This window comes from Microbulbifer maximicatervae (SeqCode) (assembly GCF_056231245.1).
Genome location: NZ_CP174334.1, coordinates 4,207,465 through 4,226,338, shown reverse-complemented (window position 1 = coordinate 4,226,338; position 18,874 = coordinate 4,207,465). Strand labels below are relative to the sequence as shown.

Annotated in this window: 20 protein-coding genes; 6 read left to right on the top strand and 14 right to left on the bottom strand. The window is 52.6% G+C overall.

The window, feature by feature from the left end; translation table 11 throughout:
- Positions 1–15: 15 nt before the first annotated feature.
- The 6 genes from ACJJIS_RS18505 to rsxA form a co-directional block, all read right to left on the bottom strand.
- Entirely contained in the window at positions 16–729 is a 714-nt protein-coding gene (locus ACJJIS_RS18505; protein WP_282934271.1) for an electron transport complex subunit E, read from the bottom strand.
- Positions 729–1,433: an electron transport complex subunit RsxG gene (gene rsxG, locus ACJJIS_RS18500; RefSeq protein ID WP_413664384.1), complete on the bottom strand. Its 705-nt coding sequence runs from the start codon at positions 1,431–1,433 to the stop codon at positions 729–731. The genes ACJJIS_RS18505 and rsxG overlap by 1 nt, the downstream gene beginning before the upstream one ends.
- On the bottom strand, positions 1,433–2,485 hold the full coding sequence (locus tag ACJJIS_RS18495; RefSeq protein ID WP_444906414.1) for an RnfABCDGE type electron transport complex subunit D: 1,053 nt from the start codon (positions 2,483–2,485) through the stop codon (positions 1,433–1,435). Before ACJJIS_RS18495 ends, rsxG begins: the two co-directional genes overlap by 1 nt.
- A complete protein-coding gene (rsxC, locus tag ACJJIS_RS18490; RefSeq protein WP_475710372.1) occupies positions 2,485–4,536 on the bottom strand; it encodes an electron transport complex subunit RsxC in 2,052 nt (683 codons plus the stop codon). The genes ACJJIS_RS18495 and rsxC overlap by 1 nt, the downstream gene beginning before the upstream one ends.
- Positions 4,537–4,607: 71 nt before the next feature.
- Positions 4,608–5,222, bottom strand: a complete 615-nt coding sequence (gene rsxB, locus ACJJIS_RS18485; protein ID WP_444934880.1) for an electron transport complex subunit RsxB — start codon at positions 5,220–5,222, stop codon at positions 4,608–4,610.
- Positions 5,223–5,231: 9 nt separating this feature from the next.
- Positions 5,232–5,807: an electron transport complex subunit RsxA gene (gene rsxA, locus ACJJIS_RS18480; protein ID WP_108731788.1), complete on the bottom strand. Its 576-nt coding sequence runs from the start codon at positions 5,805–5,807 to the stop codon at positions 5,232–5,234.
- Positions 5,808–6,209: 402 nt separating this feature from the next.
- Here rsxA and yghU point away from each other — a divergent pair, with 402 nt between their 5' ends.
- A complete protein-coding gene (yghU, locus tag ACJJIS_RS18475; protein ID WP_444918984.1) occupies positions 6,210–7,088 on the top strand; it encodes a glutathione-dependent disulfide-bond oxidoreductase in 879 nt (292 codons plus the stop codon).
- Between the two features lie 126 nt (positions 7,089–7,214).
- On the opposite strand, the gene ACJJIS_RS18470 is transcribed toward yghU, so the two are convergent.
- The 4 genes from ACJJIS_RS18470 to ACJJIS_RS18455 all read right to left on the bottom strand — a co-directional run bounded on the left by ACJJIS_RS18470 (position 7,215) and on the right by ACJJIS_RS18455 (position 9,431).
- Positions 7,215–7,457, bottom strand: a complete 243-nt coding sequence (locus ACJJIS_RS18470; RefSeq protein ID WP_413664387.1) for a hypothetical protein — start codon at positions 7,455–7,457, stop codon at positions 7,215–7,217.
- A complete protein-coding gene (locus ACJJIS_RS18465) occupies positions 7,435–7,932 on the bottom strand; it encodes a hypothetical protein (protein ID WP_413664388.1) in 498 nt (165 codons plus the stop codon). Before ACJJIS_RS18465 ends, ACJJIS_RS18470 begins: the two co-directional genes overlap by 23 nt.
- 39 nt (positions 7,933–7,971) lie before the next feature.
- Positions 7,972–8,223, bottom strand: a complete 252-nt coding sequence (locus tag ACJJIS_RS18460; protein WP_282934265.1) for a hypothetical protein — start codon at positions 8,221–8,223, stop codon at positions 7,972–7,974.
- Positions 8,224–8,483: 260 nt separating this feature from the next.
- On the bottom strand, positions 8,484–9,431 hold the full coding sequence (locus ACJJIS_RS18455; protein WP_282934264.1) for a D-2-hydroxyacid dehydrogenase: 948 nt from the start codon (positions 9,429–9,431) through the stop codon (positions 8,484–8,486).
- A gap of 151 nt (positions 9,432–9,582) precedes the next feature.
- Between ACJJIS_RS18455 and ACJJIS_RS18450 the strand changes: the two genes are divergently transcribed.
- A complete protein-coding gene (locus tag ACJJIS_RS18450; protein WP_444906413.1) occupies positions 9,583–10,485 on the top strand; it encodes an EamA family transporter in 903 nt (300 codons plus the stop codon).
- A 10-nt stretch (positions 10,486–10,495) separates the two neighbouring features.
- Here the strand turns inward: ACJJIS_RS18450 and metG are convergent, their stop codons facing one another.
- A complete protein-coding gene (gene metG / locus ACJJIS_RS18445) occupies positions 10,496–12,523 on the bottom strand; it encodes a methionine--tRNA ligase (RefSeq protein ID WP_444918986.1) in 2,028 nt (675 codons plus the stop codon).
- A 211-nt stretch (positions 12,524–12,734) separates the two neighbouring features.
- On the opposite strand from metG, the gene apbC reads away from it, so the two are divergent.
- Both apbC and ACJJIS_RS18435 read left to right on the top strand, forming a co-directional pair.
- Positions 12,735–13,886 carry an iron-sulfur cluster carrier protein ApbC gene (apbC, locus tag ACJJIS_RS18440; protein WP_444914753.1) on the top strand — a complete coding sequence of 384 codons (1,152 nt, stop codon included), beginning with the start codon at positions 12,735–12,737 and terminating at the stop codon, positions 13,884–13,886.
- Positions 13,887–14,478: 592 nt separating this feature from the next.
- Positions 14,479–14,871 (top strand): hypothetical protein, encoded by a 393-nt coding sequence (locus ACJJIS_RS18435; protein WP_445360481.1) that lies wholly within the window; start codon positions 14,479–14,481, stop codon positions 14,869–14,871.
- An 8-nt stretch (positions 14,872–14,879) separates the two neighbouring features.
- Here ACJJIS_RS18435 and trhO read toward each other — a convergent pair whose 3' ends face one another.
- The gene (gene trhO / locus ACJJIS_RS18430) at positions 14,880–15,881 is read right to left on the bottom strand and encodes an oxygen-dependent tRNA uridine(34) hydroxylase TrhO (protein WP_445360480.1); all 1,002 of its coding nucleotides are present in this window, start codon (positions 15,879–15,881) and stop codon (positions 14,880–14,882) included.
- A 197-nt stretch (positions 15,882–16,078) separates the two neighbouring features.
- On the opposite strand from trhO, the gene ACJJIS_RS18425 reads away from it, so the two are divergent.
- Positions 16,079–16,339, top strand: coding sequence for a hypothetical protein (locus ACJJIS_RS18425; protein WP_108731798.1), 261 nt, complete (start codon positions 16,079–16,081; stop codon positions 16,337–16,339).
- A 203-nt stretch (positions 16,340–16,542) separates the two neighbouring features.
- Positions 16,543–17,076 (top strand): hypothetical protein, encoded by a 534-nt coding sequence (locus ACJJIS_RS18420; protein WP_444918988.1) that lies wholly within the window; start codon positions 16,543–16,545, stop codon positions 17,074–17,076.
- Positions 17,077–17,168: 92 nt separating this feature from the next.
- Here the strand turns inward: ACJJIS_RS18420 and ACJJIS_RS18415 are convergent, their stop codons facing one another.
- On the bottom strand, positions 17,169–17,573 hold the full coding sequence (locus ACJJIS_RS18415; protein ID WP_238152122.1) for a 3D domain-containing protein: 405 nt from the start codon (positions 17,571–17,573) through the stop codon (positions 17,169–17,171).
- Between the two features lie 506 nt (positions 17,574–18,079).
- Positions 18,080–18,817: a tetratricopeptide repeat protein gene (locus tag ACJJIS_RS18410; RefSeq protein WP_444914752.1), complete on the bottom strand. Its 738-nt coding sequence runs from the start codon at positions 18,815–18,817 to the stop codon at positions 18,080–18,082.
- Between the last annotated feature and the right edge of the window lie 57 nt (positions 18,818–18,874).

Here is an 18,874-nt window from a genome sequence, read left to right as displayed (position 1 = left end):
TAGCTGCTGCTTATCTTAAGAGATTTTTCCGGTAACACGTACGCGCTTTGAGCCTGGAATGATCTTAACTTTCTGGCTTTTATGTCTTTCAATACCGATATCAATGGCGTTTTTTGCTGCGATCAATAAGCCGGCGACAAGGAATGCACCGGGAGGAAGCACGGCAACAAGAACGCCTGGATAGTCACTGCCAAAAATGGAAATACCCCAATCTTTTGCCATTGAACCAAATAACAAGTCCATATCTGAAAATAGCGTGCCTTGGCCAAGAATTTCTCTGACTGCGCCAATGGCGATGAGTACTGCAGTGAAACCTATACCCATCATAAATCCATCTGCCAAGGACGGAAGCACGGGGTTTTTACTGGCAAAAGCATCTGCTCGCCCGAGGATCGCACAGTTGGTTACGATTAGCGGGATAAAAATACCTAGCACCAAGTAAAGCTCGTAGGTATAAGCCTTCATCAATAGCTCAACGCAGGTAACGAAGGTGGCGATGATCATAACGGAGGCTGGTAAACGGACAGTATCCGGAATTTGTCGTCGGATTAGGGAGACCGCAAGGTTGGAGCAGGTGAGAACTCCGGTAGTGGCCAAACCGAGGCCGATGCCGTTCACTACGGAACCGGTGACCGCCAGCAGGGGACAGAGGCCAAGCAATTGCACCAGCGCGGGGTTATTTTTCCACAGCCCATTTTGGGCGATTTCTGTGTAGCCGGGAGTTGCCATCAGTTCTGCTCCTCAACCGCCGCAGGTACTTGTTCCGAGTCGATTTCAGAGTTCTCAATCTCTACCGCTCGCTTGGACATTGGCGCATTAAATATTTGTTCGTGGTGCTGGGCTACAAACTCAAGCACCTGGTGCACTTCATTGACAACAGCGCGAGGAGTAATTGTTGCGCCAGTAAATTCATCAAAAACGCCGCCATCCTTTTGTACCTTCCAATCGGCTGAGGGCGGATTTTTTAGTGACAGGCCGTCAAACTGGAGCACCCAGTTACTTTTTTTCAGCTCGACTTTATCGCCCAGCCCCGGAGTTTCTGTGTGGCTTGTTACCCTGACGCCAGCAATAGTGCCATCGCGATTCACACCAACGAGTATTTTTATCGGGCCGGAATATCCATCCGGTGTGACTGCGGGCACAATGACTGCGGAGACTTTTCCGTCCTCTTCCCGCGCGAGATTGATATCTCCACCTTGTTGCAGGCCTAGCTGATTCCAGTAAGGTTTTGGAATTGGATAGGTGTCTACCAACATGTCATTACTGTGGCGTTCCAATGGAATAATTTCCAGTAGCGCTTTCGCCGAAGCTTCCCGGATAGCTCTCTCAATCGGTTCTTTAGTCGTAATTTGGGTCACTGCGAGTGTACCTGCAGTGACCAGGGCGATAAGAGTGAGAACGGCGGCATTGGAGGCCATTGACTGTTTAAGCATCAGCTCTCCTCCAGGTCGGTAGCGCGGCGGGAGCCCTTGTGGCCATAGGTCCGTGGAAGCGTGTAGTTATCAATGGTTGGTGTTGCAAAGTTCATCAGCAATACAGCAAAAGCCACCGCATCGGGGTAAGTGCCCCAGGCCCGGATTACATAAGTGAGCAGCCCCACACCGGCCCCAAAAATCAGGCGGCCCCGGTTACTGGTGGCACCGCTGACAGGGTCGGTAATAATAAAGAAGGCCCCAAACATGGTGGCCCCAGAAAATAAATGCAGTACGGGGGATCCCTCTGACAAGGAACTGCCGCTGTCGTAGAAAAACAGGGAAATCAGAGTGAGGGTGGCGAGCATGGCAACCGGTGCATGCCAGGTAATAATGCCGCGAAATAGTAAGAACAGCCCACCTAATAGGAATCCGAAGCTGACGGTTTCCCAACCGACTCCAGCAAATGTGCCTTTATTGAGGACCGGCTCCATTTCATAGAGCTGGGAGAGAAGCACTGACTCGTTTAACCGCACGATTTCCAGCGGTGTAGCGCGGGTAAAACCATCGACATTGTAGGTACCGATTACCAGAGAGAAGGCCTCTTCCAGGCTAGGTGTCCCGCCGATAACCTCTGCAGCTCCCACCCAGCGGGTCATATCTACCGGGAAACTAATCAGCAGGACAACATAGCCCACCATTGCGGGGTTAAATGGGTTGTACCCCATACCGCCATAAAGATGCTTGGCCAGGACAATAGCCACCGCAGTGCCCACTATCGGCAGCCACCAGGCACAGTAGGCTGGAAGCGCGATACCGAGCAGCAGTGCAGTTACAAAAGCACTGCAATCCCGCAGATAGAATGCTGCCGGCCTGCCGCGTAATCTCATTACCGCTGCTTCACACAGAAGCGCTGTGATTGTGCACAGGGCAATATTGATCAGTACTCCGATACCGAAATAAATCACCATCGCCAGCACACCGGGTATGGTGGCCGCGGCGACTTGTAGCATGACTTTAGTGGTGTCATTGCCGGAGCGGGCGTGAGGGGAGGTGGCGCGCATCAGAGACATTATTGCTTTCCGTCCTGTGCTGCTTTGTGTTCGCGCATTTTGTCTTCCAGTTTCTTTTGTAGCTTCTCCAAGGCGCTTTCGAATGCGCCCAGATTAGTATCATCTTCATCCCGAGCCTTTTGCAGGCGAGTCTCAGCTTTGGCGACGCGCTTGCGCAGTGCCTCGATATCTGCAGCAAGTCTGTCGGCGTCACTCATCTGGGCCCGCGCCTCTGCGGAGGCACGGGCTTTGGTAATTGCCCGCACAGCTGCATTGGTTTCTTCCTGGTTGGGCTCCCGGGCGGTATCCCTATCGGCGCGTCGTTCGGCAAGGGTCAACTTGTGTTGTGCTTCCTGCAATTTCACTTCAGCAGCTTTGAGTTGCGCTGCCAATTGGTCGCGCTGGCTCTCATCGGCAGCTTCCAGTTTATTGCGCATGCGTTCCACCCGGCTCTCGGCACTGGAGAAAGTACGCTGGGCGCGGGCCAAAAGCTGCTTAGGATCCTCCTGGCGGGACTTAACTCGCGCCAGGGCGGCGGCGACAACATCTGCTTCCTGCTTCTCAGCTTTGGCTGTCGGAGATTCAGGGTTTTGTTCCCTTTGCTGGCGAGCTTGTTCAGCGGCTTTGCGCCGGGCTTCGCGTTTTGCTTCTTTCTCTTTTTCAGCTTTTTCAAGGCGCAACTTGCGGAATTCGAAACGATCGCGTGCGCGATCGGACTTCTCTTTTTCCGCTTCAGCAGTGCGAATTGCACCTTTGGCAGCGCGATAGTACTGAACCAGGGGAATTGTACTGGGGCAGACGTAAGAGCAGGCACCGCACTCGATACAGTCAAACAGGTTATAGGCCTGTAGCTTCTCCCGTTCGTCGGCGCGGGCATACCAATAGAGTTGTTGCGGTAGCAGCGAAGCCGGGCATGCCTCTGCGCAAAAACCGCAGCGAATACAAGCTTGGGCCACCGGTGCTGGCGGTAGCTCCTCACGGGTCGGTACCAGCAGGCAGTTGGTGGTTTTCACGATTGGAGCGCGTTGATCGTCAATCGTATAACCCATCATCGGACCGCCGATGATCACCTTTTGCATCAGGCCCCGATGGACACCGTGGTATTTGAGGATATGTTCTATGGGAGTGCCGATAGGTACATCGATATTGCGCTGCTGCTCCAGCGCTTTGCCGACAACAGTCGTCACTCGGCTGATCAGGGGTTCGCCAAATCGAATCGCGCGATATACCGCGCGAGCAGTGCCGACATTCTGGCATACAATCCCCACATTGGCCGGTAGCCCTTTGTTGGGCACTTCTCGGCCGGTAAGGATTTGGATCAGCTGTTTTTCGCCGCCGGACGGATACTTTGTGGGGAATACCACGATATCGAAACGGGTGCCTTCAACGGCTTTGCGCATCGCGCGGATAGCTTTGGGCTTATTGTCTTCAATACCAATCAATACCCGTTCGGGCTGGTCGAGGATATGGGCAAGAATTTCCACGCCGGCGATAATTTCGTCGGCACGCTCCCGCATAAGCATATCGTCGGCAGTAATATAGGGTTCACACTCTGTGCCATTGATAATCAAAGTATCAATTTCGGCGCCGCCGTGAGGGTCTAGCTTCACAGCGGTTGGAAACCCTGCACCGCCCATGCCGGCAATACCGCAGTCGCGGATCTTGTCCAGAAGCTCTATCGGTGAAACCTGAAGGTAATCTTCGCAGGGGGTGAGATCGCACCAGGCATCGTCGCCGTCTGTGCGAATGACAATGCAGTCCTCCAGCAGACCCGAAGGGTGTGGCACTGGATAGGGTTCAATGGCCATAACCCTGCCGGAGCTGGGAGCATGCACTGGACAGCTAATGAAACCGTCGGCCTCGGCAATCTTTTGTCCCTTTAATACCTTATCACCGAGGTTCACCAGCGGTATGGCGGTGGTACCAGAGTGCTGTAGCAGTGGTACGATCAAGTCCTCGGCGAGGGGGATCACTCCTATAGGCTCACCGGTACTCTGGTGTTTGTTCTCGGGAGGGTGCACTCCGCCGGGGAAGTCGTTGGGGCGCAGCTCGCGCGCTTTTTCACTGGCAATCAGTTGTGCCTCGCGGGCTGCGCGTCTCTCCTGAACGGCCTCTCTTTGCTTGGTCTTGCTATCTACGGGGTTCAAACCGCGCCTCCCCCGGTATGTTCTTGAATAGTGCGGCGATCGCTGGCAATCAGCACCGAGCTATCGCTGGGCTTGTGTGGGTGCCAATCCTGTAAAGCGGTTTCCAGGGGAACCATATCGATACAGTCAACGGGGCAGGGTTCGACACAAAGGTCACATCCTGTGCACTCATCGGTGATCACCGTGTGCATATATTTGGCGGCGCCCGCAATGGCATCTACCGGGCAGGCCTGAATACATTTGGTGCAACCGATGCACTCTGCCTCGCGGATAAATGCCACTTTTTTTACATCTTCAATACCGTGCTCGGCGTCCAATGGCATGGGCTCTATATCCAGCAGATTGGCCAACTCATTGATAGTGGCCTGCCCGCCGGGGGGGCACTTGTTGATGGTATCGCCGTGCACTATCGCTTCTGCGTAGGGGCGACAGCCGGGGTAGCCACACTGGCCACATTGAGTCTGTGGCAACAGCGCATCGACCTGCTCAACGAGCGGGTCACCCTCCACCCGGAAGCGAACGGCTGCGAAACCCAGCAGGGCACCGAATACCAATGCCATGCCACCGAGCACCAGCAGGGGAGAAGAAATTTGTGAAATCCAGTCCAGCATTTCGAAACCCTATACCAGACCGCTAAAGCCCATAAATGCCAGCGACATCAGTCCGGCAGTGACCATACCGATTGCGGCGCCGCGAAATGGCAGCGGGACATCGGCGGCAAAGAGGCGCTCGCGCATCGAGGAGAACAAGATTAATACCAGGGAGAAACCCACTGCTGCGCCAAATCCGTAAAGAGTGGATTGTATAAAAGTATGCGCTTTCATAGTGTTCTGCAGGGCGACACCCAACACGGCACAGTTGGTAGTGATCAGCGGTAGAAAAACGCCTAGCACCTTGTACATCAAGGGGCTGGTCTTCTGGATAAACATCTGTGTGAACTGTACGACGACAGCAATCACCAGAATAAATGAGATGGTGCGAAGATCTTCAATACCAAAAGGGGCCAACAGATAGGTGTTGACCAGGTATGAACAAATAGAGGCCAAAGTAAGTACAAAGGTGGTAGCGCCGGCCATACCCACAGCGGTCTCCAGTTTATTGGAGACTCCCATAAACGGGCACAGGCCGAGAAACTGCACTAACACATAATTATTGACCAAGATGGTGCTGAGCAGAATGACGGCAAATTCGGTCATAACAGGTCCGGTTAAAGCCCGAGGGCGGAGTGGCGCGAACAGCGGCAATGGCGTCGGCAGGGTTAAGGTGAGACTAGCACCTTCCTTGTGAGCACCGTCGAATGCCGCGCAGGGCGGCTATTATGGTTGAGTCGCTTGGGGGCTTCAACTCGTGAGGAGGGTGGCAGGGGAAAAGGGCCGACAAAGGGCCACCTCTGGATCAAAAGGATTCCACTTGGAGTAAAGGTGGAGGTCTTTGTGGATACTATTTGCAGTACCTTTGCCAATTTGAAACGATAGGTACAAGATGGGTAACCCAGTTTGGTACTTGGTGTTAAGCGTGGGGTAGAGGCAATACAGTATATTGACGCGGCATGCGTGTTTTTGCTTGAGAGCAACCTTAAATTCAGTTGGAGCAGTTTAATGTCGAACGAAACCTACACTCCCCCCAAGGTTTGGCAGTGGGATAAGGAAAGCGGGGGCGCTTTTGCCAGTATCAATCGGCCGGTAGCGGGTGCGACCCATGATAAAGCGCTGCCGCAGGGGCAGCACCCGATGCAGCTCTATTCTTTGGCCACGCCGAACGGGGTTAAAGCGACGGTGATGTTAGAAGAGTTATTGGAACTCGGGTTTGAGGGAGCCGAATACGATGCCCATTTAGTCCGTATTACTGAAGGAGAGCAGTTTGGCAGTGGTTTTGTAGAGGCAAACCCAAATTCCAAGATTCCGGTCTTAGTGGATCACAGCACTACGCCACCAATCCGGGTATTTGAGAGTGGCTCCATACTGCTTTACCTGGCGGAAAAGTTTAATGTCTTCTTGCCTCATACGCCCGAGCAGCGCACCGAGGCTTTGAATTGGCTCTTCTGGCAGATGGGCTCGGCCCCTTACCTGGGGGGAGGCTTTGGACACTTTTATGCCTATGCACCGGAAAAATATGAATACCCGATCAACCGATTTGCTATGGAAGTAAAGCGCCAGTTGGACGTATTGGACCAACAGCTGGCAAAGCATCCGTATGTGGCGGGAAGGACTTATACCATCGCCGATATTGCGATCTGGCCCTGGTATGGGGCTCTGGTGCGCAATGAAGCTTATAGTGCGGCGGAATTTCTCGATACCCAGAGTTATAAAAATCTCAATCGTTGGGTGGGGGAAATTGCAGAGCGGCCAGCAGTAAAGCGCGGACGAATGGTCAATCGAACCTGGGGTGAGCCCAGCGAACAACTACATGAGCGCCACAGCGCTGGTGATTTTGACAATAACACCCAAGATAAAGTGACCGATAAGGATGTTGATTAATACAGGGTATTAATAGGTAAGGCTGGCACAAGGATGTGCCAGTATCTATTTTCTAAGGTTATTTTCCGGTGCCCCTCTTTTTAGAAGTGGCCGTTGAATTAATATTTATATAAAGAGTAGCGTCGGCTAAAAAGCCCTCATAGACAGCATAAACTGAACCACCTGTGAGGTGCGGGGCAATTGCCATAATTTTTCCGCCGCGAAGCCGGCGATTAAAGCCAGGCCTAAAACCAATGGCAGGGGAATTCCCTGTAAACGCTGCTGAACATCTTGCTGTTGCTGATTTACGATTGCCAATACACTGAGCCGCTGTCGCTCCGTATCCCGGCTGCATTGTTCGATCTGTTTATTTAAAGACTTCAGTGACATCGTTTAAAGCCTCTTTAACTTGTCGCTTGGTCTCTTCAAAACCCAGTAGGGGCACCAGCTTCTTTTGATAAACGATAGCTCCCGCCAAAATAGCGACCTGGATAAGAATAAATACCAGAAATGCCAAATAAATAGACTGGGAAAAATAGTAGGCAATCAGCCCAACGCCTCCACAGAGACTGACGATGAGGGCCGCACTTAGAGGCAGTAACATCAGTTGCAGGGCAACAATACGCTTGCCGGCTGCAATCGTTCTATCCAACTCCAGCTGGAATAGCTTTTGAATATTAGCCAACCAGGCAGTCAGTAGGGTCAGTGTTGCCTCGGCACGAGCAAGGGTAGCTTCAAGGCTATTTTCACCTTCTCCATCAGAGTCTTTCCCTGAGGGAGAAGGTGAAGACTGACCCGGGCTGCGCTCCTGCGCAGCGGAATCGGCATTCTCGCCAGACGCTTGGGACTTTTTTTCATTGCCCATCAGGGGGTGTCCTTACCAGTCGAAAAAAAGAGAGAAGCGTTACTTAAAGAGCTTCGCAATTGCCCAGCCAACAACAAATGCACAGCCAACAGCGAGAATGGGGCGCTCCCGAAGTGAGGACTCCGCTTTTTCCATTACATCGGTGGCACGTTGTCTCTGGGACTCTACAGAGGTCCGGGCCCTCTCTTTCAAGCTGCCAGCAGCTTGTGAAGCGGCCTCTCCAGCAAGATTATAGGCCTGTTGCAGCTTCTCCCTACTGGAGTTCGTATGTGGAGATCTTGCGGTTGCCATCAGGTTTCTCCTCTCGGGGTTTAATTGCCGAGGAAGTCTATAGTCCCGCGTGGTAATTCCCACTTGAAAAAGGGGTTTTTTTCACGCGATTTTTGCAGGAAAAAGTCCCTGTCTCTGCTACTGATCTTGGACTATGGCTGGCAGCTGTTCGGGCCCGGTCGTAGTTTCAAACGGCAAAAGCCGGCCTGAGTTCACAGAGGGGATTAGTCCTCGGACCGGCAGATGCCTGAGATGGCTTGGGTTAGATAAAAGCGAGTTGTTTATGGATGGCTGGTACTCTCACTTTTCCAGGTTTCAATATTCTCTACGACCCCGTTGAGTAGGCGCTGGCGTGATTCACGGCTGATCCAGGCGTTGTGGGGGGTGATAATCAAATTGGGGATATCTCTGTCCAATAGTGGGTGACTGGCGGGTGGGGGCTCCTGGCTGAGGACATCCAGCGCCGCCCCCCCAAGGTGTCCACTGCGCAAAGCATCCGCCAGTGCCTGTTCATTGACCAGTCCGCCCCGAGCCGTATTGACCAGGAGTGCGCCGGGTTTCATCGCGGCGATGAATTGCTCGTCTACCAGCTGATCGGTTTCTTCTGTGAGCGGGCAGTGCAGACTGATGACATCGGACTCTGCACACAATTGTTGCAGTGGCGTCCTGCCTTCAGCAGGTGTGCCGCTAAATGATTCAGCCACCAGTACCCGCATGTCCAGGGCTTCCCCCAGTTTTGCCACCTTCTGCCCGAGGGCACCAAAGCCAATGATACCGAGTGTTTTTCCTGCGAGTTCAACCACTGGGTGATCGAGCAGGCAAAAAATTGTAGATTGGCTCCAGCGTCCGGCAAAAACATCGTTGTGATAGCGGTGCCACTTGGAAGCAAGAGCCAGGATCAGGGCAAGAGTGTGCTGTGGTACAGAAGCCCCCGCATAACCTTTAACGTTGTACACCGGAATATTTAATTCCTGTGCGGCGGCGAGATCGATGTTATTTGTACCGGTTGCACAAACACAAATCATTTTTAATTTGCTGGCCTGCTCCAATAATGTGCGGCTTATTATGACTTTATTGGTTATTACCACCTCGGCCTCGGCGATTCGCTCCGCGACTTTTTCGGCGGGAGTCGTTTCATAGAAGTCCCACTGGTCTAGACTATTTGTTAGGGCCGAGGTATCCAGCTCCTCAAGCTTCATTGTCAAAGTGTCCAGAAATACGCCGCGCATGACATCTCCTCGATAGATTTGCAGTGTGGTGGACATGCTACGGCAGTGAAGAAGGAATGCAAAACTCTGCTGGCCAGCGGCCTTAACTGCGCATATTCGTGGCTACGGTTGGTTTGTCGGGGCCTTTCTGTCGCAATTGAAGAGGGCCTCTATGGGAATATCGTTTACCGCTGCCAGTCTTGTTTTAATTTCTGCATTTCTACACGCGGGTTGGAATTTACTGGGGAAGTCCCGCACACCAACTCCCGCCTTTTTTTGTATCGCGACTCTCAGTGTTGGAATTTTTCTTTTACCGCTAAATTTTTGGTTGCTATATCAGGTTGATTCACTCCCGCGAAGTTTTTGGATCCTCCTTATCGGTAGTGGTTTTTTTCAAATGATTTATATGGGGGGCTTATCCCTCGCCTACCAGCGAGCCAATATGGGATTGGTCTATCCCGTTGCTCGAGCATTGCCGGTATTGCTGGTTGCACTGGCAACGGTATTGTTGGGGCAATCGTTGCCTCCACTCGCCTGGGTGGGAATGCTGTTGGTGACAATTGGCTGCCTGCTGGTACCGCTGGTGTATTTCCGCGAGTGGCACTGGAGAGCTTATTGGCGCGCGGACTGCGCCTGGGCGCTGGTAGCAGCCATTGGCACTGTGGGCTATTCACTGGCGGATAAAGGGGCGCTGATTTACCTGGGGGATGCTGCGGGAGGCACTATCCCTGCGCTTGTTCTGGCCTACAGCTATTTGGGGATGCAGTTTCTCGCCTGTGGTGTATGGCTGCTTCTGGGGTGCCTGGGGCAGAGTGGCACTGCGCCATTGATCCAAAGTTTTCGGGATTTGAAGGTCGGGGCTCTGACCGGTGCCATGATGGGAGCGACTTACGGCCTGGTACTGCTGGCGATGACAATGACTGAAAATGTGAGTTATGTAGTCGCCCTAAGGCAGTTGAGTATTCCCCTGGGCGTGGGTTTGGCGGTCTGGTTACTCAAGGAGCCGGCACACAGGCCCCAGCTGCTGGGAGTGGGGCTGGTGTGTGCCGGCTTGATTGCAGTTTCCCTGCGTTAGCGCAGGGAAATTACATTACGCGCATACCGGGTTTGGCGCCCTCGTGGGGCTCCAGTATCCACAGGTCCTTACCTCCGGGGCCCGCTGCCAGAACCATACCCTCACTGACACCAAAGCGCATTTTACGCGGCGCCAGGTTAGCGACCATAACGGTGTGCTTACCTTCCAGGTCTTCAGGGGCGTAGGCGCTTTTAATACCGGCAAATACCTGGCGGGTTTCGCCGCCCAGGTCCAGGGTTAAGCGCAGCAGTTTACCGGCGCCTTCAACATGCTCAGCTTTGGCGATCAGGGCGATCCTCAAGTCTACTTTGGCGAAGTCATCAAACTGGATTTCCTCAGCAATGGGGTCCTCCGCCAGAGGGCCGGTAGCAGCTTTGGTTTCCGCTTGTAGCTGGGCCAGGGATTCCGCAGCCGCATCCATAACCGCATCTACCTGGGTTTTCTCCACCCGTTGCAGCAGCGGCTTGAACTTCTTGATTTCGTGATCTGTCAGCGGTTTGGTTGCGCTGTTCCAATCCAGCTCACTGTTGAGGAACTCCGCCGCTTTTTGTGCAGTGTTGGGCAATACCGGGGCGAGCCAGGTGATCAGGGCGCGGAACATATTCACACCCTGGGAGCAAATAGCCAGAACCTCAGCTTCGGTGCCCGCCTGCTTGGCAAGGGACCAGGGAGCCTTGTCGGCGATCCAGGCATTGGCGGCGTCGGCCAAAGCCATAATGTCGCGCATGGCACGGGCGTATTCTCGCTGCTCGTAATACTCAGCAATTCGTGGAGCCGCTTCTACAAATTGGTTCCACAATTGTTCGTCGGCCAGTTCGCTGGCCAGCTTGCCACCGGACTTGCTGACAAACTTGGCGGTGCGAGAGGCGATATTGACTACTTTACCCACCAGGTCAGAGTTCACCTTGGCGATAAAGTCATCCAGGTTCAGGTCCAGGTCATCGACGCCACCGGTCAGTTTGGCGGCGAAATAGTAGCGCAAATACTCAGGGCTCAAGTGATCCAGGTAGTTGCGGGCATTGATAAAGGTGCCGCGGGACTTGGACATCTTCTTACCGTTTACGGTAAGGAAGCCGTGTACGCAAACTTTATTGGGGGTGCGGAAGTCCGCTGAGTCCAGCATGGCTGGCCAAAAGAGTGCGTGGAAGTTGACGATATCCTTGCCGATAAAGTGGTAGACCTCGGCGTCGCTGTCTTTTTTCCAGTACTCCTGCCAGTCCAGCCCTTTGCTGTCGCAGTAGTTTTTGAGACTGGCCATATAGCCAATGGGAGCGTCGAGCCACACGTAGAAATATTTGCCCGGCGCATCGGGAATTTCGAAACCGAAGTAAGGGGCGTCGCGGGAAATATCCCACTCTTGCAGGCCCTCTTCCAGCCATTCGGCCAGCTTGTTGGCTACTTCATCCTGGAGAGTGCCGGAGCGGGTCCACTCGCGCAGGTATTCGGTGAATGCGGGCAGGGTAAAGAAGAAGTGCTCTGACTCCTTTTCTATCGGAGTGGCGCCGGAGATTGCTGATACCGGATCGATCAGTTCGGTAGGGCTGTAGGTGGCGCCACAGGCTTCACAGTTATCACCATACTGGTCGGGCGTGCTGCAGCGGGGGCAGGTTCCCTTGATATAGCGATCCGCCAGGAAAAGCTGTTTCTCTGGATCGAAAGCCTGGGTAATAGTGCGCGATGCGATGTGGCCGTTTTCGCTGAGGCGGCGGTAGATCATTGCCGACAGCTCGCGGTTTTCCTCTGAATGGGTGGAGTGGTAGTTGTCTACACCAATTAGGAAGTCGGCGAAGTCGCGCTCGTGTTCTGCCTGCATATTGGCGATATGCTGTTCCGGGGTCAGGCCCAGTTGTTCAGCCTTCAGCATAATTGCAGTGCCGTGAGCATCGTCGGCACAGATATACAGGCAGTTATTACCGCGCGCACGCTGAAAGCGGGCCCAAATATCGGTTTGGATATATTCGAGCACATGGCCCAGATGTAGGGAGCCATTGGCATAGGGCAGTGCGCTGGTGACGAGAATGTTGCGCGTATCGGACATCGGTTTTTCCATCGCTGTGGGGTTGCGGCCAGGGACTCACGGAGAGTGGGCCGAAGATCGTCAAAAGACCGCGGAATATAGCAGATTTGCACTATGTCGTGGAGGGATCAAGCTGGCTTATGTGAATCCTTGTTTGGCTGCTGTGGCTGGTGTTAGGCCGCGTCATCCGACACAATGCGAGCCAATCTAGAAGCGCTGAGAGGGAGATACCGTGAGCGATCATCATCACGATCATGACGAGCTGTCACAGGAAGTTCAGGCTGAACTGGAGCGACTGGCGGAGTGCCTCGGCCAGTTGCATGATCCTGCCAGTGGCTTGCCGCTGGATGATTTGGACGCAGAAATTGAAGTTGGGTATGAGGACGAAACTGTTTTCGCCGGGATTACCCTGGGATATCCGTGTGCCAGCCAGGAGGCAGATTGGCTCCAGCGGGTGGAGGAGAGCTGTCAGCCGCTGTTGAAAGCCGGGCCCCTCAAAGGCTCCAAGTTACAGTTTGAGCTGTTCAGCGATATTCCCGCTACGCCGACTTCCGGGGCGCCGGAAACTCTGGCGAAGGTAAAAAACATTGTTGCTGTGGCGTCGGGCAAAGGCGGGGTTGGCAAGTCCACGACTGCGGTCAATCTGGCCCTGGCCCTGGCGGCGGAAGGTGCCCGGGTTGGTTTGTTGGATGCTGATATCTACGGCCCGAGCCTGCCCACCATGCTGGGAACTGAAGACCAGCGCCCGCATGTGAAAGAACAGAAATTCTTTGTGCCGGTAGAGGCTCACGGAATAGAGACAATGTCTCTGGGGTACCTGATGACCGAGGAGACCCCAGCGGTATGGCGCGGGCCTATGGCCAGCGGCGCGCTCAACCAGATTCTCAGTCAAACCCTGTGGGGGGAAAGTCGGGATGGGCTTGATTACCTGGTTGTGGATATGCCCCCGGGTACCGGGGATATTCAATTGACGCTGGCACAGAAAACTACATTGGCCGGTGCGGTAATTGTAACTACCCCTCAAGACCTGGCACTAAAAGATGCCATTAAGGGCGTGGAGATGTTCCGCAAGGTATCGGTACCTGTGCTGGGTATTGTGGAAAATATGGCGCTGCATACTTGTTCCAAGTGTGGTCACAGCGAGCCAATTTTCGGTACCGGTGGCGGTGAGCGAATCGCTGCAGAGTACGATACCCATTTACTGGGAGAGCTTCCGCTGGCACAGAAAATCCGCGCCGATGTGGATAGCGGGCAACCCAGTGTTATTTCCGATCCAGATAGTGAAATTGCTGGTTTTTATTGCGAAATTGCCCGCAAGGCTGCTGCCCAGATCTGGTTAAACAGCAGTGATGACAGCGATATGCCGGAAATCGAAATAAGTTGAACCCATTCGCGATATTGATCACAAAGAAATAATTTTCTTTGTTTTTCTGTTTTTACCGGGCTCCAATATTTCTATATTGATGCAGCCCGGTGTCCCTCATTGAAGTAAGCCGTACTAGTTTGTTCCTTGTTTTATGGTACAGATTTCCTTTTAGCGATAGCCCACTTCTGTCGCGCCCTGGGTAAATTAGAAGTTTCAAAATATTTCACAGAATTACCTGGTAAAAAACAGGGGTATTTTGATCGTACTAGTTACTTATTGCTTTAAAAATCATAAAGCCGATATTTTTTTGCGATATAGACCGCTTATGATTTTTAGGTGGCAGTATTTGCAGGTTTTTTGTCGCTTATTAAATGTAGTTGGGGCTGAGGGTATTAAAACGGGTTTACAGGTGCAGTATTTTCGCCGACAAACGTCAAACCCTTTATACGGATGTTGGGTTGCCGTTGAGGTAGAAGTAAATATCAGGAGTGTACGAGAAAAAAGTCTGCCTTATTTCGCGTTTTCAATACAGGTAAGACAATAAAAAGAGGCATTGCGGAAGCTGTAGTCGATAAAAATAAAAAAGACAAGCGCACGGGTGCTGTTATCAATGAATTTTCATATTAGCTATCGGCCGGCGGGTGGAATAGCGCGTGTGCTTTTTTTTGGTCCGGTGGGGTATAAGGACAAAATAGAAGCCATTGCACTACTGGTGGAAAAGTATCGCCACCGAAAACCCCTACGTGTACTACTCGACCTGCGTTATGCGCGCAGCAAAACCACACTGGAGGAGCACCAGAAGTTTATTCACTTTATTGCTGAGAACCCTGTACTGCGACGGGCATTTATCGCGGTGTTACATCCGCGAGGGCGCTGGACCTGTCCGCTGCCCAGCCATGGCTCCTGCCTGTGCAGGCTCAGTTCTAGGGAGTTCGTTGTGGAGGCCGAGGCAGAGGCCTGGCTAGCCCAGATAAAGGGCGCACCTCAGCCTCTTGCTCTCTAGGGGAGGAGTTAGGCCTGCTGGTTGCGCGCCTGTTGGGCTTCAGCCTGGCGGCGACGCTCCTCTCTCTTTTGCTCGCGGCGGGAGACGGTTTGCGCGCGGGCGTCCTGGCCAATGTGTACTTCACCGCGCTGTTTGGCTAGCTGAATTTGCTTTTCGCGCTCGCGGAAACGGGCTCGGTCGGCTTCAGGCACCTTGTCGTGGCAGTGCGGGCAGCTTACGCCCTGCTCGAACAGGGGAGACTGCTGGTCTTCCTCTGTGATGGGCATGCGGCATGCGTTGCATTGATCGTATTTGCCGCGTTCCAGGTTGTGGTTGACTGTCACCCGCTCATCGAAAACAAAGCACTCGCCTTCCCACAGGGATTCTTCTGCGGGGACTTCTTCCAGGTACTTCAAAATACCGCCGTGGAGGTGATACACCTCTTCGAAGCCCTGCTCTTTCATATAGGCTGTGGACTTCTCGCAGCGGATACCGCCGGTGCAGAACATGGCGACCTTCTTATGCTTGGCCGGGTCCATATTCTCTTTTACGTACTGTGGGAACTCGCGGAAAGTCTCAGTTTCCGGGTTGATGGAATTCTTGAAAGTACCGACCTGGAATTCATAGTCATTGCGGGTGTCGACGACAACAACTTCTGGATCGCTGATCAGGGCATTCCAGTCTTTGGGTTTGACATAGGTGCCGACGGTGCGCAGTGGGTCAATACCCTCTACACCCATGGTGACAATTTCCTTCTTTAGCTTCACTTTGCTGCGCAGGAAGGGCATTGCCTGGGTGATGGACTCTTTGTAGTCCAGGTCGGCGAGGCGCTTGTCTGACTTCAAATGGGCTAATACCGCGTCGATACCTTCGCGGGAGCCGGCTACGGTGCCATTGATACCCTCTTGGGCCAACAGCAGGGTGCCGCGAACACTGTTTTCTTGCATCACCTCCAGCAGAGGGGCGCGAAGCGTTTCAAAGTTCTCAAGGGTAACGAACTTATACAGTGCACAGACAACAAATTGGTTCATGGTACTTCCTCAGTTGCGGGCCGGATCGCAAATCCGGAGCAGAAAAAATCGCCGCGCATTTTATCGCAAAAAAAGGAGCTTGTCGTACAGTAAGCAGGCGGTCCGCATCTGCAAGAAAAGGGATTTGTAGTTGACCGCCGGGCCGCAAGTTGTCAAAGTTCTGGCCGAAATTTCAAGGTCACAGCGAGGCGAATCCCATGGGCGAAGAGTTTGCACCGAAAGAGTCGGAGTTGAGCCAGATCTATCGGGAGGGCGAGGTTTCCGTCCAGATCGATATTTATGAAGATGGTGAGGGCGGCTGGCTGCTTGAAATCGTCGATGAACACAACAACTCAACCGTTTGGGAAGATGCGTTTGAGACTGAGCGGGAAGCACTGGACGAAGCGCTCGATGCTCTTAAAGAGGAGGGGATCGCTACCTTTGTTGGGCCAGTTCAGGAAGCCGACGGCAGCTGGTAAGTCCTCTTCAGGGTGAATCGGCTGACTGGCAATTCCCAGCGGGAGTTGTGGCAAAAGTCGGCTGACATCTGTTCAAACTGCTATGGTTAATGTGAGAAGGGAATCGCGACTGTGTAACAGCACACCCAATCACAGTGCCGCCGCGAGACAATGGTGGAATCCAGGTCTCCGGCGGTACTACCTAACCTGCGGTTACCCTCCCCATGAACCTGCGCTACCTTATTCTGCTGGTGACTATATTAAGTCCACTGGTATCCGCAGAGAGCATCCGCCTTTCCAATCGACAGCTGCTCACCACTGACCTGAAAGAAGCCCGACTTATCTCCGAATTGAGTGGCTATGCCATCGTTGCCGGGCGCCATTGTCTCGATTGCGACGAGAACCTGGCAATTTATATACAGAGAGTTGGCCGCGCCGATATGGGGATAAACCCAGAGAAAATTGGTATTGAGGCTGATCGCTATACCTATCCCGGCCGCTATCTAGATTACATGACCAAGAAACTGGTGGAAAAAACCCGCATGTTTTATGGGCTCTGTCACGAGGGGCAGCCATCGCTTTTATGGCTAACGGAATACAGGGAGGGTGAGCGCTGGGTAAAATCAGAATACTTAATATTAATTGGCGAGGATGGATTAAAACATCGCTATACCGAGAACCAGCAGCCGAGCCTGTTTTATATCGGAAATTCAAATTGTACAGAGCTAGAAGGGTTTTTAATGGAGATGGAACCCTGATTGCTTTTTGGTGGATTAGATATAAATTCTTTTAACAATAAAAAAACCCCGCTGGAGGGCGGGGTCACAAGCTCTGTTGAAATTAGGTCTAATTACTTTACGGGTTCAAAAACAATCTTCAGTTTTTTCTTGCCCCAGGCGCGGGCTTTCTTAATGTCTTTCTCCATCCAAACATCGATTCGGTTAGTAAAACGCTTGTTCATACGGTCGCGCACGGTATAGGTGCCAGGCAGACCTTCAATTTTAACTTTGGCGCCGTTAGTCAGACCGTGTTTTTCCAGGTCACGGGATACGGCGATAATTTTGTCACCGGGGCGCAGGCGGTTGTTCCAAGCTGCTACCCAGGGATCACTGTCAGTTTGTCCGGGTACAGAGTTGTAAGCAGTTGCGTCAACAATCATGGTTTTCTTAAGTGCTGCTGAGGCATTAACGCTTACACCGATAGCGAGCAAGGCAGCAATAAAAAAGGCAGTATTTCGCAGAGTCTGTTTCATCATGTCCCATTACCTCCAGGTCATAAATGGTCACAAGCCAAGGGCTGCTTGTGAAATTTCCAAGTTTGTTTGGAAATCGTTGATCAATATTTAATCAACGCTGGCTATATTACCGGCGATTCCTGAGGTATCAACTTTTTCCTGCAAAGCGAGAAAAAGCCGTATGAATTGGCGGGTTATTTACAGAAAATAAAAAAATGGATTAATTTTAAGATATAAAGAACAATAAAATTGCACTGTATATATTTTGTACAGGAGGAAATGGCCGGATAGAACCCAGCTCCTTGGTAAATGGTTTCAAAAGAGAAAAATTGCGTGACAGCGATGTCATTCTAAAGAGTCGTGCTAGGAGTGGTGGAGGGCATTGCTTAGCATGACTGGAACAGTAAAAAATTCCTCATAAATTATTTGTGACTTATTCTCCATATATTGCTGATATGACAAAAAACAGCAGGTTTTAGCGGAAAAACCGGTGCGTCACATTAAAAAGTGCAGGGAATCCCCAGTACTTACAGCGCGGTTTCGGGGTTTTCCAGTATCGGTTCCACCTGGCTGCGCAATGCGGATAAGTAGTCACTGTCTTCCTGGAGGTCCGGCAGCTTGTGCTGTATGTCCAGCTTCACCGTTTTTTCCAACCAGATGATGGCTTCCTCCAGGTTTCCCTGCCATTCACAGACTTGCCCCAGGTTGAAATAGGTGATGGCAAGGTTCTGCCATTCCGCCTGTTCGCGCAGGCCTTGAATTGCACTCTTATATAGAAGGTAAGCCGAGCGTAGAAGATGAGCTCGCTGAGTGTGCTCCTTCTCCGTTGCTGCTTGCTGATGGTAAGTGTGTGCCATGGCTGACCGCACTCTCGCGGTGGACTGCGGTAGCACCGCGCCCTCATCCAGGTAATTGAGGACCGATTCGAACTGTGCGCGGGCAAGGGGGTAGAGGTCAGGCCGCGCTTGGGCGCTAAATGCATTGAGCACAATGCCGTAGCGGTAGCGCAGGGCCTGTTGTTGATCCGGATAGTCAGATAGTGAGGAGATGGCCTTTTCGTAAAGTGGCAGTGCGTCGGCGTAGTTGCCCGTGCGGGCGTAGGTTTCAGCCTCAGTAACCAATGCCAGGGAGTGTTGGGCCTGGGATAGATGGTGCCCTAATTGTTTTTTCCCGGAGTTTGAGCTTATGGATATTGCTGCTAGCAATACGGCGATGCCAAGCAGTGCATAAAACAGCATGAGCAGGTTTGAGAGATGTTTGTGCATAGGCACTTCCCGCAGGCTACTTTGGGTGGACGGTAAGAGACCCGGAGATATGGGCCC

Bases quoted from the DNA above. Each gene is read 5' to 3' on its own strand.
- ACJJIS_RS18465 (WP_413664388.1), bottom strand. From the start codon at position 7,932: ATGGGCAATGAAAAAAAGTCCCAAGCGTCTGGCGAGAATGCCGATTCC.
- ACJJIS_RS18420 (WP_444918988.1), top strand. From the start codon at position 16,543: ATGAACCTGCGCTACCTTATTCTGCTGGTGACTATATTAAGTCCACTG.
- ACJJIS_RS18435 (WP_445360481.1), top strand. From the start codon at position 14,479: ATGAATTTTCATATTAGCTATCGGCCGGCGGGTGGAATAGCGCGTGTG.
- yghU (WP_444918984.1), top strand. From the start codon at position 6,210: ATGTCGAACGAAACCTACACTCCCCCCAAGGTTTGGCAGTGGGATAAG.
- trhO (WP_445360480.1), bottom strand. From the start codon at position 15,881: ATGAACCAATTTGTTGTCTGTGCACTGTATAAGTTCGTTACCCTTGAG.
- ACJJIS_RS18470 (WP_413664387.1), bottom strand. From the start codon at position 7,457: ATGTCACTGAAGTCTTTAAATAAACAGATCGAACAATGCAGCCGGGAT.
- rsxA (WP_108731788.1), bottom strand. From the start codon at position 5,807: ATGACCGAATTTGCCGTCATTCTGCTCAGCACCATCTTGGTCAATAAT.
- ACJJIS_RS18410 (WP_444914752.1), bottom strand. From the start codon at position 18,817: ATGCACAAACATCTCTCAAACCTGCTCATGCTGTTTTATGCACTGCTT.
- ACJJIS_RS18505 (WP_282934271.1), bottom strand. From the start codon at position 729: ATGGCAACTCCCGGCTACACAGAAATCGCCCAAAATGGGCTGTGGAAA.
- ACJJIS_RS18460 (WP_282934265.1), bottom strand. From the start codon at position 8,223: ATGGCAACCGCAAGATCTCCACATACGAACTCCAGTAGGGAGAAGCTG.
- ACJJIS_RS18450 (WP_444906413.1), top strand. From the start codon at position 9,583: ATGGGAATATCGTTTACCGCTGCCAGTCTTGTTTTAATTTCTGCATTT.
- rsxG (WP_413664384.1), bottom strand. From the start codon at position 1,433: ATGCTTAAACAGTCAATGGCCTCCAATGCCGCCGTTCTCACTCTTATC.
- ACJJIS_RS18495 (WP_444906414.1), bottom strand. From the start codon at position 2,485: ATGTCTCTGATGCGCGCCACCTCCCCTCACGCCCGCTCCGGCAATGAC.
- metG (WP_444918986.1), bottom strand. From the start codon at position 12,523: ATGTCCGATACGCGCAACATTCTCGTCACCAGCGCACTGCCCTATGCC.
- rsxB (WP_444934880.1), bottom strand. From the start codon at position 5,222: ATGCTGGACTGGATTTCACAAATTTCTTCTCCCCTGCTGGTGCTCGGT.
- ACJJIS_RS18455 (WP_282934264.1), bottom strand. From the start codon at position 9,431: ATGCGCGGCGTATTTCTGGACACTTTGACAATGAAGCTTGAGGAGCTG.
- ACJJIS_RS18415 (WP_238152122.1), bottom strand. From the start codon at position 17,573: ATGATGAAACAGACTCTGCGAAATACTGCCTTTTTTATTGCTGCCTTG.
- ACJJIS_RS18425 (WP_108731798.1), top strand. From the start codon at position 16,079: ATGGGCGAAGAGTTTGCACCGAAAGAGTCGGAGTTGAGCCAGATCTAT.